Origin of the sequence: Variovorax sp. LjRoot84, from assembly GCF_964254305.1 — a bacterium.
GTDB lineage: Bacteria > Pseudomonadota > Gammaproteobacteria > Burkholderiales > Burkholderiaceae_C > Variovorax.
Genome location: NZ_CAXUTE020000001.1, coordinates 2,002,690 through 2,015,243, shown reverse-complemented (window position 1 = coordinate 2,015,243; position 12,554 = coordinate 2,002,690). Strand labels below are relative to the sequence as shown.

Annotated in this window: 14 protein-coding genes; 10 read left to right on the top strand and 4 right to left on the bottom strand. The window is 68.8% G+C overall.

Going from position 1 to position 12,554, the window contains the following annotated elements; all coding sequences use genetic code 11:
• The first annotated feature begins 64 nt into the window (after positions 1-64).
• The 3 genes from rpsU to ACSQ9I_RS10465 all read left to right on the top strand — a co-directional run bounded on the left by rpsU (position 65) and on the right by ACSQ9I_RS10465 (position 1,307).
• Entirely contained in the window at positions 65-277 is a 213-nt protein-coding gene (rpsU, locus tag ACSQ9I_RS10475; protein ID WP_007833691.1) for a 30S ribosomal protein S21, read from the top strand.
• Between the two features lie 98 nt (positions 278-375).
• On the top strand, positions 376-840 hold the full coding sequence (locus ACSQ9I_RS10470) for a GatB/YqeY domain-containing protein (RefSeq protein ID WP_093102389.1): 465 nt from the start codon (positions 376-378) through the stop codon (positions 838-840).
• Positions 841-842: 2 nt separating this feature from the next.
• Positions 843-1,307 (top strand): NUDIX domain-containing protein, encoded by a 465-nt coding sequence (locus ACSQ9I_RS10465; RefSeq protein ID WP_093102388.1) that lies wholly within the window; start codon positions 843-845, stop codon positions 1,305-1,307.
• On the opposite strand, the gene pmbA is transcribed toward ACSQ9I_RS10465, so the two are convergent.
• A complete protein-coding gene (gene pmbA / locus ACSQ9I_RS10460; protein ID WP_093102386.1) occupies positions 1,304-2,674 on the bottom strand; it encodes a metalloprotease PmbA in 1,371 nt (456 codons plus the stop codon). The two genes, ACSQ9I_RS10465 and pmbA, sit on opposite strands and share 4 nt — an antisense overlap.
• A 58-nt stretch (positions 2,675-2,732) precedes the next feature.
• Between pmbA and yjgA the strand changes: the two genes are divergently transcribed.
• Together yjgA and mog are read left to right on the top strand one after the other, a co-directional pair.
• Positions 2,733-3,389, top strand: a complete 657-nt coding sequence (yjgA, locus tag ACSQ9I_RS10455; protein WP_436303504.1) for a ribosome biogenesis factor YjgA — start codon at positions 2,733-2,735, stop codon at positions 3,387-3,389.
• Positions 3,386-3,982 (top strand): molybdopterin adenylyltransferase, encoded by a 597-nt coding sequence (gene mog / locus ACSQ9I_RS10450; protein ID WP_436313127.1) that lies wholly within the window; start codon positions 3,386-3,388, stop codon positions 3,980-3,982. The genes yjgA and mog overlap by 4 nt, the downstream gene beginning before the upstream one ends.
• Before the next feature lie 43 nt (positions 3,983-4,025).
• On the opposite strand, the gene cysE is transcribed toward mog, so the two are convergent.
• Both cysE and ACSQ9I_RS10440 read right to left on the bottom strand, forming a co-directional pair.
• Positions 4,026-4,799, bottom strand: a complete 774-nt coding sequence (cysE, locus tag ACSQ9I_RS10445; RefSeq protein ID WP_093102382.1) for a serine O-acetyltransferase — start codon at positions 4,797-4,799, stop codon at positions 4,026-4,028.
• 35 nt (positions 4,800-4,834) lie between these two features.
• A complete protein-coding gene (locus tag ACSQ9I_RS10440; RefSeq protein WP_093102380.1) occupies positions 4,835-5,587 on the bottom strand; it encodes an RNA methyltransferase in 753 nt (250 codons plus the stop codon).
• Between the two features lie 88 nt (positions 5,588-5,675).
• Between ACSQ9I_RS10440 and ACSQ9I_RS10435 the strand changes: the two genes are divergently transcribed.
• From ACSQ9I_RS10435 to ACSQ9I_RS10425, 3 genes are read left to right on the top strand one after another with little or no spacing between them, the layout of a single operon-like run.
• Positions 5,676-6,701 (top strand): inositol monophosphatase family protein, encoded by a 1,026-nt coding sequence (locus ACSQ9I_RS10435; RefSeq protein ID WP_093102379.1) that lies wholly within the window; start codon positions 5,676-5,678, stop codon positions 6,699-6,701.
• Positions 6,701-8,935: an FUSC family membrane protein gene (locus tag ACSQ9I_RS10430; RefSeq protein ID WP_436313126.1), complete on the top strand. Its 2,235-nt coding sequence runs from the start codon at positions 6,701-6,703 to the stop codon at positions 8,933-8,935. The genes ACSQ9I_RS10435 and ACSQ9I_RS10430 overlap by 1 nt, the downstream gene beginning before the upstream one ends.
• Positions 8,935-9,999, top strand: a complete 1,065-nt coding sequence (locus ACSQ9I_RS10425; protein ID WP_093102376.1) for a mechanosensitive ion channel family protein — start codon at positions 8,935-8,937, stop codon at positions 9,997-9,999. The genes ACSQ9I_RS10430 and ACSQ9I_RS10425 overlap by 1 nt, the downstream gene beginning before the upstream one ends.
• Here the strand turns inward: ACSQ9I_RS10425 and ACSQ9I_RS10420 are convergent.
• The gene (locus ACSQ9I_RS10420; protein ID WP_436313125.1) at positions 9,996-10,487 is read right to left on the bottom strand and encodes a MarR family winged helix-turn-helix transcriptional regulator; all 492 of its coding nucleotides are present in this window, start codon (positions 10,485-10,487) and stop codon (positions 9,996-9,998) included. The genes ACSQ9I_RS10425 and ACSQ9I_RS10420 overlap by 4 nt on opposite strands.
• Positions 10,488-10,578: 91 nt before the next feature.
• Here ACSQ9I_RS10420 and ACSQ9I_RS10415 point away from each other — a divergent pair, with 91 nt between their 5' ends.
• Together ACSQ9I_RS10415 and ACSQ9I_RS10410 are read left to right on the top strand one after the other, a co-directional pair.
• A complete protein-coding gene (locus ACSQ9I_RS10415; RefSeq protein WP_436303502.1) occupies positions 10,579-11,565 on the top strand; it encodes a Bug family tripartite tricarboxylate transporter substrate binding protein in 987 nt (328 codons plus the stop codon).
• 15 nt (positions 11,566-11,580) lie between these two features.
• Positions 11,581-12,546, top strand: coding sequence for a Bug family tripartite tricarboxylate transporter substrate binding protein (locus tag ACSQ9I_RS10410; RefSeq protein WP_436313124.1), 966 nt, complete (start codon positions 11,581-11,583; stop codon positions 12,544-12,546).
• Positions 12,547-12,554 lie beyond the last annotated feature (8 nt).

Below are 12,554 nucleotides of genomic sequence, written 5' to 3'. Positions count from 1 at the left end.
TTGAGGAACCCCGGCCCGGGGCCCGATCTTCCCCAGGCCAAATTCAACAAAGACCGATTTTTAAATGACCACCATCCGCGTTAAAGAAAACGAGCCCTTCGACGTCGCGCTGCGCCGCTTCAAGCGCACCATCGAAAAGCTCGGCTTGCTGACCGACCTGCGCGCCCGCGAGTTCTACGAGAAGCCGACCGCCGAGCGCAAGCGCAAGAAGGCCGCAGCGGTCAAGCGCCACTACAAGCGCGTGCGCAGCATGCAGCTTCCCAAGAAGCTGTACTGAGCATCCGCCGCGCTGGCGCCGAAGCCAGCGTCCGGTTCAGAGCCGCGCCAGGGATACCTGCCGCGGCTTTTGTTTTTAGCCTGTCAAGAAAGCCTGCCATGAGTCTCAAGGACCAGATCACCGAAGACATGAAGACCGCGATGCGCGCCAAGGACTCGGAGCGCCTGGGCACCATCCGCCTGCTGCTCGCAGCCCTCAAGCAGAAGGAAGTCGACGAGCGCATCGAGCTCGACGATGCGATGGTCGTGGCCATCGTCGACAAGCTGGTCAAGCAGCGCAAGGACTCGGTCGCCGCCTTCACCCAGGGCGGCCGCACCGACCTGGCCGACAAGGAAGCCGCCGAGATCAAGGTGCTGGAGGTGTACCTGCCCCAGCGCATGGGCGCGGACGAGATCGCGGCCGAGGTCCGGGCCATCGTGGCCGAACTCGGCGAAGAACTTGGTCGCAAAGCGGGCCCCGGCGACATGGGCAAGGTGATGGGCGCGGTCAAGACCCGCCTGGCCGGCAAAGCCGACATGGGCCAGGTCAGTGCTGCCGTGAAGGCCGCGCTCTCGGGCGGCTGAGGATGACGGCACGCACCGCGATCCACAAGGCCTGCGCCTGCGTGGTGGACGACCGCGGCCGCCTGCTGGTCTTCCACCATCCCGGCGACAAGAGCATGCAGTTGCCCAAGGGCACGGTGGAGCCCGGAGAAGCGCCCGAAGACGCCGTGCGGCGAGAGCTGCTGGAAGAGTCGGGCATCGACTACCGCGGCGAACTGCAGCCGCTGGGCACGCTGGACCGCGAATGCGAGGCCGGCATCGAAGGCAACGTGCATCGGCATGCCCAGCTCTGGCACCTGTTCCTGATGCGCGCACCATCGCCGCTGCCCGAGACCTTCGACCACGTGGCCATGGGCAGTCCGGAAGAAGACGGGCTCGTTTTCAGCTTCAACTGGTTGGCGCCCGATGCGCCTCTGGACGGCTTCACCACGCCCTACCTCAACGCCATCGCCAGGGTGCGCGAGGCGCTGCTCGCAGACGCGGCTTAGCTTCCGGCGACCTTCATCCGGTTCACCAGGATCGAACCGGTGGTCTTCGCACCGTAGTTGTAGGCATCGGCACCAATCGCCTCGATGCCGAGCAGCATGCTCTTCAAGTTGCCGGCAATCGTGATCTCCTGCACCGGAAAGGTGATCTTGCCCTTCTCGACCCAGAAGCCGCTGGCGCCGCGCGAGTAGTCGCCCGTCACGTAGTTGACGCCCTGCCCCATGAGCTCGATCACGAACAGACCGGTGCCGAGCTTGGCGAGCATGGCATCGAGATCGTCGCCCTTCTTCGTCAGCCGCGAGCTCAGAGTGAGGTTGTGCGAACCACCGGCATTGCCGGTGGTCTTCATGCCCAGCTTGCGCGCCGAGTAGGTGCTCAGGAAATAGCCCTCGAGTCGGCCGCCGTCGACCACCTTGCGCTTGCGCGTGGTCACGCCCTCGTCGTCGAAGGGCGAGCTGCCCTTGCCGCGCAGGATGTGCGGATCTTCGAGCACGTCGATGTGCTTGGCCAGCACCTGCTTGCCGAGCGAATCGAGCAGGAAGCTGCTCTTGCGGTAGAGCGCACCGCCGCTGGTGGCCTGCACCAGGCCGCCCAGCAACCCGGCCGCCATCGGCGACTCGAAAAGCACCGGGCATTCAGTGGTCTTGATCTTGCGCGACTTGAGGCGGCTCAGCGCGCGTTCAGCCGCATAGCGCCCGACGGCCGCCGGGCTCGCGAGCTCCTCGGCCGAGCGCATCGAGCTGTACCAGGCGTCGCGCTGCATATCGTCGCCTTTGCCGGCGATCGGCGCTACCGAGATCGAGTGCCGCGAGCTCGCATAGCCGCCGCGAAAGCCGCGCGTATGGGCGCTGAAGAAATGGCTTTGCTGCGCCGAGACGCCTGCGCCTTCGCTGTTGGTGATGCGCTTGTCCGTCGACAGTGCTGCGGCCTCGCATTCGAGCGCCAGCGCAGCGGCCTGCTCGCTGCTGATGTTCCAGGGATGGAACAGGTCGAGATCGGGCTGGTCGGTGACGATGTCCGCTTCGTCGGGCAGGCCGCTGACCGGATCCTCGGCCGTGAAGCGCGCGATGTCGTAGGCCGCCTGCACCGTCTGCGCGACGGCGGCCTCGGAGAAGTCGGAAGTGCTGGCATTGCCGCGCCGATGGCCCACATAGACCGTGACGCCGAGCGACTTGTCGCGGTTGCGCTCGACGTTCTCGAGTTCGCCCTTGCGCACCGAGACGCTGAGGCCACAACCCTCGGACGCCTCCGCGCCGGCGTCGGTGGCGCCGAGCTTCTTGGCATGCGCCAGGGCCGAATCGACCAGGTTTTCGAAAAAGGGGCGGGTGTAGGCGAAGCCGGAATCGGCGCGCGATGAAGATGTGCTCATGTGTTGGCTATGATACTTGCGCCCCCTGTTCCCGATGGTGCGGCCAACGATTGGCTCTATGTCCCGCAAACCCAAAAAAGGCTACTTCGTCCGCGGCCAGTTCGTGGCCGAAGGCAGCGAACTCGATCTGGAGCTCAAGCGCGAGCTCAAGGGCACCGACGCAGCAAGCAGAACCGATCTCAAGCGCGAAAGCACCGAACTGCAGGCGCTGGGCGAAGCCCTGCTCACGTTGCGCGCCGGCCTGCTCGACAAACTCGATCTCGGCGAGAAGCTGAAGGACGCGATCGAAGAAGCCAAGCGCATCACCAATTTCGAAGGCAAGCGGCGCCAGATGCAGTTCATCGGCAAGCTGATGCGCGGCCTCGATGCTGCGACACTCGACGCCGTGCGCAGCGCACTCGACGAGCAGAACCGCGGCCCGGCCCAGGAGACCGCGATCCTGCACGACGCCGAACGCTGGCGCGACCGCCTGATTGCCGACGACGACGCGCTCGGCGGCTGGATCGAAACCCATCCCGGCACCGACGCCCAGCAGCTGCGCGCGCTGGTGCGTCAGGCGCGCAAGGACATCAAGGCCGGACCGCCCGGCGAGGCGCCGCGCCAGGGCAAGGCCTACCGCGAGGTGTTCCAGATCGTGCGCGCGCAGCTGGGCGTGCATGGCACCGACGACCATGCGGCCGAGGCCTCGGAACAGTCGCGCGAGGAGGACGCATGAGCGAAGCCGGCACATTCGACCCGGTGCGCATCGGCATCGTCTCGATCAGCGACCGCGCCTCCAGCGGCGTCTACGAGGACAAGGGCCTGCCCGCGCTGCAGGAATGGCTGCAGCGCGCGCTGCGCAACCCGATCCGCTTCGAGCCGCGACTGATTCCCGACGAACAGGCGGGCATCAGCGCGGCGCTGATCGAGCTGGTGGACGCCGGCTGTTCGCTGGTGCTGACGACCGGCGGCACCGGGCCGGCCCTGCGCGACGTGACGCCGGAAGCGACGCTCGCCGTGGCGCACAAGGAAATGCCCGGCTTCGGCGAGCAGATGCGGCAGATCAGCCTGCGCTTCGTGCCAACGGCGATTCTTTCCCGCCAGGTGGCGGTCGTCCGCGATCGCAGCCTGATCATCAATCTGCCGGGGCAGCCGAAGGCGATCGCGGAGACGCTCGAAGGATTGAAGGACGCCCAGGGCGCGCAGGTGGTGCCGGGCATCTTCGCCGCGGTGCCCTACTGCATCGACCTGATCGGCGGGCCTTATCTGGAAACCGACGAATCGGTGTGCAAGGCGTTCCGGCCGAAGTCGGCGATCCGGTCGCGTTGAATCACCTTCTTTGCTCCCTCCCCCAGAGGGAGAGGGAGCAAGTTCACTTCCCCACCAGCTGCGTCAGGCGCTCCGCCTCGAAGCACTCTTCCCGCGCCGCATCGCCCGGCACGCAATCCTTCTTTCCGGGCTGCGCGGACAAGGCCTCGATCGCCTGCCATAGCAGCGCGATCTGGTGATCCTGGCCCGACGCGTTGTCGATCAGCCCCTTCATGGCCTGCGACAACGGGTCGTCTTCCATCGTGATCCCGTAGGCCGTGAACTTCCTGTCGGCGGTCGTGACGTCGGCGCTGGTGCCCGCCTTCGACGGAATGATGCGCGCCGGAATGCCCACTGCCGTGGCGCCCGCGGGCACCGGCTTGATCACGACGGCGTTGCTTCCGATCTTGGCGCCGTCGCCGACCACGAAGCCGCCGAGCACCTTGGCCCCGGCACTGACCACCACGTCCTTGCCCAGCGTCGGATGCCGCTTGGCGCCCTTGTAGAGCGAGGTGCCGCCGAGCGTCACGCCCTGGTAGATCGTGCAGCCGTCGCCGATCTCGGCGGTCTCGCCGACCACCACGCCCATCGCATGATCGAAGAACACGCGGTCGCCGACGATCGCGCCCGGATGGATCTCGATGCCGGTGAACCATCGCGAGCATTGCGAGATGAAGCGCCCGATCCACTTCAGGCCATGGCCCCAGCACCAGTGCGCAAGGCGGTGCAGCACCACGGCATGCAGGCCCGGATAGAGGGTCAACACTTCCCAGCGCGTCCGTGCGGCCGGATCGCGGTCGAGGATGCACTGGATGTCGGAGCGCAGGCGCGAGAACATGGATGTTCTTGTTATGGCTATATGGGCCGCGCAGTCTAAGGGCTCGGGTCATCGCGCACGCGCGATGGGGTTTTCTGCGACGCATCCGCCATCGCCTTGGCGATGCCGCGCAGGATGTGAATCTCCTCCGGCGTCGGCTGCGCGCGGTTGAAGAGCTGCTGCAGCCGCGGCATCAGCTTCTTGGGCGCCTCGGGGTCCAGAAAGCCGATCTGCACCAGCGAGCGCTCCCAGTGTTCGAGCATGCCAGCCACAGCCTGCGCATCGGCCGCCTGGACCGGTGCGGTGGCATCCCGCACCGCGTAGCCGCCCAGCGCGAGCCGCCATTCGTAGGCAATCACCTGGATCGCCGCGCCGAGGTTCAGCGAGCCGAAGCTCGGATCGGTCGGAATGCTGAGCGCGACATGGCAGCGGTAGACATCCTCGTTGCGCATGCCGAAACGCTCCGAGCCGAACAGGAAGGCCACGTGCTGCCCCTCATCCTTGGCGAGCGGCTCCAGGTGCTCGCGCGGCGTGCGCGTGGGCGGGCCGAAGTCGCGCGGCACCATCGCGGTCGCGCACAGGTGGGTGACGCCGTCGAGCGCCTCGTCCAGCGTCTCGACGATGCGCGCATTGGCCAGCACGTCCAGCGCCCCGCTCGCGCGCTGGATGGTCTCCTCGCGCCGCAGCACATTGGCCCAGCGCGGCGCGACCAGCACAAGATCGCCGAAGCCCATGGTCTTCATGGCGCGCGCGGCAGCACCGACGTTGCCGGCGTGGCTGGTCTGGATCAGGATGAATCGGGTGCGCATGTAAAATTCCCCGATTCTCGCCGCCCGCATCGCCGGGCCGCATTCCAGGGCGCGTTCCGGCGCCGCCCGCCGTTCTTCCCACAATCCAATGTCGTCCCCCAACCTGCACCCCATGCTCAACGTGGCCGTCAAGGCCGCCCGCGCCGCCGGCGCCATCATCAACCGCGCCGCGCTCGATGTCGAAGCGGTGCGCATTTCGCAGAAGCAGGTCAACGACTTCGTCACCGAAGTCGACCACGCGAGCGAGCGAGCGATCATCGAGACGCTGCTCGGCGCCTACCCGGGGCACGGCATCCTGGCCGAGGAATCGGGCACCGAGCACGGCGCCAAGGATTCCGACTACGTCTGGATCATCGATCCGCTGGACGGCACCACGAACTTCATCCACGGCTTCCCGGTCTACTGCGTCTCGATCGCGCTCGCGATCAAGGGCAAGGTCGAGCAGGCCGTCATCTACGACCCCAGCCGCAACGACCTCTTCACGGCCACCAGGGGCCGCGGCGCCTTCATGAACGACCGCCGCCTGCGCGTGAGCAAGCGCACGCGGCTCAACGAGTGCCTGATCTCGACCGGCTTCCCCTTCCGCACCGGCGACAACTTCAAGCAGTACCTGGCCATCATGGCCGACCTGATGCCGCGCGCCGCCGGCCTGCGCCGCCCCGGCGCGGCCGCGCTCGACCTGGCCTACGTGGCGGCCGGCTTCACCGATGCCTTCTTCGAAACCGGCCTCAACATCTGGGACGTGGCGGCCGGCTCGCTGATCGTCACCGAAGCGGGCGGCCTGATCGGCAATTTCACCGGCGAGCCCGACTTCCTCGAGCAACGCGAGTGCCTTGCCGGCGCCCCGCGGATCTATGGCCAGCTGGTGCCGATCCTGGGCAAGTACTCGAAGTTCGCCAGCGTCGACGACAAGCTGCGCGCCAGCGACCGCGTGCGCGCCGTCGATCCCTCGGCCCACCCGGGCGACGTCTACGCGCGCAGCACCGTCGTCGGTGCGCAGACCGATGCCGAGGCACCGGCCGACACGGCAGCCGCGCCGGCGCCGCGCAAGCTCACGCGCCTGCGCCGCGAGTCGCCTGTCGGGCCCGCCCTGGACGACGACGACGCCAAGTGATGCGGGCGCAGCGCGCCACCGCGGACCGGGGCCGCGCCGCGCTGCGCGTGGCGCTCTCGCATTACGTCGCGAACGGCCTGTCGGTCGCCTTCGGGCTGATGCTGATCTCAGGCGGCGTGCATCTGCTGCTGGGCGCCCTGGCCGCCTCGGCGGCCGCCGTCGGCGTGATCGTCACCGCCCCGCCCGACCTGCCCGGCCCGCGCCGCGGCAAGTTCTGGCAGATGCTGCCGTCGCCGCTGATCGGGCTGCCGCTGTTCTTTTTCGTGCAGCTGCTGCACTCGGCGCCGCTGCGCCTCGGCCTGCTGCTGGTGCCGGCGACCTTCCTGGCCTTCGTCGCCATGGCCTGGGGCAAGCGCGGCATTCCGATCGCGATTGCGGTCATGTTCTCGATGATCTTCTCGATGGCCACGCCCGCACCCACGGGCATGACCGAAGCGCTCGAACGCACGCTGCACTTCGGCATCGGGGCCTGCCTCTACGTGATCTACGCGGTGCTCGCCAACCATGCGCTCAACGGCCGCTACCGCGTGCAGGCGATGGCCGACGTGCTGCTTTCGCTGGCCGCGCTGATGCGCACCGAGGCCCGGCAGTTCACGCCCAGGGACGATTCCGGCGACGTGCGCGAAGTGCCGACCTCGCTGCTCGGCCAGCTGCTGCGCGAGCAGGCCGCGCTGGCCGACCAACTGCAGGCGACGCGCGACATCGTGCTCGAATCGCCGCGCACGCCGCGCCGGCAGCGGCTGGCCGGCATGCTGGTGCTGGTGCTCGAGCTGCGCGACCTGCTGCTGGCCAGCGAACTCGACCTCGACGCGCTCAAGGCGCATCCCGGCCATGCCGCGGCGCTCTGCGAGATGCAGCGCGTGCTCGACGAGCTGGCCGACGAGACTGAAGCGCTGGCCGATACGCTGCTGCTGGGCCGCGAGCCTGCCCCGGTGCCCGATCGCCGTCCCGAGCTGGCGGCCATCCACCTCGACGACGAAGACGCGCCGCCGCCCGCCGGCCAGATCGGGCCGACGCCCGCGATGCTTGCGCGCGGCCTGGCCAGCCGCATCGGCCACATCAACGACGAAGTGCTGCGCCTGGTGGCCATGGCGCGCGGCGATGTCGAGCCCGACCTCACGGTGGTGCGGGCCAACTGGCAGATGTTCGTGAGTCCCACCGAGTGGTCGCTGCGCCCCTTTCTCACGCTGTGGCGCTGGGATGCGCCGCCGCTGCGCCATGCGATCCGCGCCGCGCTCGCCATTGCCACCGGCTACGCGATCGCGGTGATGCTGCCCTGGGGTTCGCACGACTACTGGATCCTCTTGACCATCGTGGTGGTGCTGCGCGGCAGCCTGTCGCAAACGCTGGAGCGGCGCAACAGCCGCGTGGCCGGCACGTTGCTGGGCTGCGTGCTCGCGGTGGCCTTGCTGTCCGCGCATCCCTCGCCGCTGGGCATGCTGGCCGCGGTGACGGTGGCGCAGGCGATTGCGCACGGCTTTGCGGTGCGGCGCTACCTGGTCACCTCCGTGGCCGCCACCGTGCTCGGCCTGCTCCAGGCCCACATGCTGAACGTCGGCATGAGCCCGACCTTCGCGCTTTTCGAGCGCGTGGCCGACACGCTGATCGGCGCCGCGCTGGCCTGGGCCTTCTGCTACGTGCTGCCCTCGTGGGAGCGCAGCCAGATTCCGGCGCTGGTGGCGCGAACGCTCACGGCGCAGGCGCGCCATGCCCGGCTGGCGCTGGGCCTCGGCCAGCTGCGCTCGGTGGTCACCAGCCCCGAACTCGAATGGCGGCTCGCGCGCCGCGAGGCCTACGACAGCCTCTCGGCGCTGGTGCAGGCCACGCAGCGCTCGCTGTCGGAACCGCGCGCGGTGCAGCCGCCGCTCGAGCCGCTCGAGCACCTGCAGGCGCACAGCTACCAGTTGCTGGCGCAGCTGAGTGCGGTCAAGTCGATGCTGGTGCTCAGGCGCGACCGGCTCACGCCAGCCGAGATCGAAGGGCCGCTCGCGCGCACCGCCGAGCGCATCGAGGCCGCCATCGGCAGCGCGCCCACGACCGGACCGGTGATGCCGGAGAGCGCCTCCGCCACCACGCTGGCCGGGCCGATCCCGCTGCCCGATCCCTTCGACAACGACGTCAGCCCCTGGCTGCTGCGCCGGCTCGACCTGGCGACTGGCATCGCCGCGCAATTGCGCGACGATGCGGCACGCATCCTGCAACCCCTGGACGAGAACCTCCCCAAGGCTGCCTGATGAACAAGGAAATGCTGCTCGCCCATGCGTGGTTCGGCCCCTGCCTGGCCGCCCTGATCGTCGTGCCGCTCGCACTGCTGGTCCACCGCCTCGGCGGCATCGTGCTCAAGCGCGTGACCCGTTCCACGCCCGCGCTGTTCGCGATGCTGATCGGCATCGAGAATGCCGCGCGCGTCGTGCTGCCGCTGGCGGCGCTCCAGATGGTGTGGCAGGCTGCGCCCGACGACCTGCGCTTCATCGGAAGCGTCCGGCACCTGAACGGGCTGCTGCTGATTGCCGCGGTCACCTGGCTCACCGTCAGGGCCGTCAACAGCTTCGCCGAGGGCGTGCTGGCCCAGCATCCCCATGACGTGACCGACAACCTGCAGGCGCGCCGCGTGCTCACGCAGACGCGCGTGCTCGCGCGCACCGCCAATTCGGTGCTGCTGGTGGCCGGCGGCGCGATGATGCTGATGACCATTCCGGGCGCACGCCAGGTCGGCGCCAGCCTGCTGGCCTCGGCGGGCGTGATCGGCATCGTGGCGGGCCTGGCCGCCAAGCCCGTGTTCAGCAACCTCATCGCGGGCCTGCAGATCGCGCTGGCGCAGCCGATCCGCATGGACGACGTGCTGGTGGTCGAAGGCGAATGGGGCCGCGTCGAGGAGATCACCGGCACCTTCGTCGTGCTCAGGATCTGGGACGACCGGCGCATGATCCTGCCGCTCAGCTACTTCATCGAGAAGCCGTTCCAGAACTGGACCCGCCACGACGCGCAGCTGCTCGGCTCGGTCTTCATCCATGCCGATTACGGCATGCCGCTCGCGCCGCTGCGCGAGGAGGCGGAGCGCATCGTGAAGGCAGCGCCCGAATGGGACGGCCGCTTCTTCAACCTGCGCGTGACCGATGCCACCGAGCGCAGCATGCAGATCCGCGTGCTCTGCACCGCGGCGTCTTCGTCGCTGGCCTTCGACTTGCGCTGCACGGTGCGCGAAGGGCTGATCGACTTCATGCAGCGCGAGTACCCGCAGTTCCTGCCCAGGCTGCGCATCGAGGACACGGCCCCGCCGCAAGCCGCGCCCGCCTAGGGACCGCGCCGCCCGCGGTCGGCCTTGGGCAGCACCGCGTCGGCGGCCATCGCTTCGGCCTGCGCCTGCAGACGCGACAGCGACGCGTCGAGCTGCGCGGCGGCGCGCTCGTCGAGCACCGACATGAGCTGCGCATTGATCGCCGACACGAGCGGAAAGAGTTCGGCATAGAGCACGCTGCCCTTGTCCGTGAGGCGCAGCAGCACATGACGCCGGTCGCCGCCCGGCTGGGTGCGCAAGACCAGCCCCTTCGCCACCAGCGAGCCCACTGCCTTCGAGGTGCGCGCACGGTCCAGCTGCGCATACTCTGCGAGCTGCGAGGAGCCCAGCGCGCCGCGGCTGGCCAGCGTCGCGATCAGGCGCCACTCGCGCCGCGTGATGCCGAAGCGGCCTTCGCACAGGCGGATGACCATGCCGCCGGCCACCGACAGCAGGCGGCTGAGCCGGTACAGCAGCAGGTCGTCCAGCGGTCTGAGCGCTTCGGCCATCGGGTTTTTCCGCAGAACAGTTGATTTGATCAATCGATTGTCGAGCCTCTAGAGTCGTGCGGCGCCACGGCACACCCAGGAGACGACAACCATGCCCTTTGCTTCGATCGACCGCCGCCAGGCCCTTGCCGCGCTCGGCGGCCTCGCGCTCGCGCCGCTGGCCGGCGCCCAAGCTGCCTTCAGCCCCGGCCAGCCGATCAAGGTGCTGATCGGCGTGCCCGCCGGCGGCACGCAGGACGTGCTGACGCGGGCGATCGCGCACGAGGTGCGCGACTCGCTCGGGTCGCTGGTGGTCGACAACCGCTCCGGCGCGGCCGGCCGCATCGCGGTCGAGGCCGTGAAGACCGCGCCACCCGACGGCCGCACCCTGCTGCTCGGCACCGCCAGCATGATGACCATGTTCCCGAGCGCCTACCGCAATCTCTCCTACGACCCGATCAAGGACTTCGTGCCGATCATCAATGCAGCGCGCTTCGAGTTGGCGCTGGTGGTCCACAAGGAGGTGCCCGCCAACACGCTGCCGGAGTTCATCGCCTGGGCCAAGAGCCAGGGCGACAACCTGAGCTTCGCCTCCTACGGCGCCGGCACACCCTCGCACTTTCTCGGCGAGATGCTCAACCGCGCGGCCGGCCTGAAGATGGTCCACGTCGCCTACCGCGGCTCGACGCCGGCGCGTCAGGACGTGATGGGCGGCACCGTGCCGGTTTACTTCGACACCGTGGGCGGCGCGCTCCAGCTGCAGACCACCGGCCGCGTGAAGGTGCTGGCCACCAGCGGCGACAAGCGCTCGCCGCTGATGCCCAGCCTGCCGACCTTCGCCGAGGCCGGCTACAAGGACGTGGTCGCAGCTGCCTGGTTCGCCTACTACGCGCCGCGCAACACGCCGCAGCCCATCGTCGACAAGCTGCGGGCCGAATTCACCCGCGCCGTCAATGCGCGCGAAGTGCGCCAGCAGTTGCTGCAGAACGGCATGTACCCCGTGGGCGACGATGCCGTGGCCTTGCTGAAGACCATGCGCGAGGACACGGCGCGCTGGGGCGGCATCATGCGAGCCGTGAACTTCCAAGCCAACGACTGAACGGGAACCCTCTCCATGCTGAAACACATTCTTCGCCGGCTCACCGGCACCCTCGCCCTGGCCGCCATCGCCTGCGCCACCGCGGCCCAGCCGCTGGACAGCCCGCTGCGCATCGTGGTGGGCTACGCGCCCGGCGGCGCGACCGACCGCGTGGCGCGCATCGTCGGTGACAAGCTGCAGGCCAAGCTCGGCGTGCCGGTCGTGGTCGACAACAAGCCCGGCGCGGGCGGCCGCCTCGCGGCCCAGCAGGTCAAGGCCACGCCCGCCGCGCAGAACGTGCTGATGCTGGCCAACCCGGCCGTGATGGTCGTGGCGCCGCTGGTCTTCAAGGACAACGGCTATGACGCCGAACGCGACTTCGTGCCGGTCTCGCACGTCAACGACTACGAATTCGCGCTGTCGGTGGCGACTGCCGTGCCGGTGCGCGAGTTGCCGCACCTGCTGGCCTGGATGCGGGCCAATCCCGAGAAGGCCAACGTCGGTGTGCCCGCCACCGGCAGCCTGCCGCACTTCTTCGGGCTCATGGTGGGCGAGAAGGCCAAGGTGCCGACGCAAGTGATCGGCTACCGCGGCTCCAGCCCGCTCTTGACCGACCTGATCGGCGGGCAGGTGCCGATCGCCGTCGACACGCTGGACGTGGTCATCCCGCAGCACCAGGCCGGCAAGATCCGCATCCTCGCGATGTCGGGCGCGAAGCGCTCGCCCTTCGCGCCCGAGGTGCCCACCTTCAAGGAGGCCGGGCTCGACCTGGTCGCCACCGGCTGGAACACCTTCTTCGCGCCCGCGACCATGCCGCGCGAGAAGGTCGCACGCCTGTCGCAGGCCATCCGCGAGGTCATGCAGGACCCGGACACCGTGCGTCGCTTCAAGGATTCGCTGATGACGCCGGTGGCCAGCACGCAGGAGCAGACGGCGGCCATGCTCAAGGCCTACCGCGCCCAGTGGGCGCCCGTGGTCCAGAAGTCCGGCTACCAACCCTGAACTTTTTC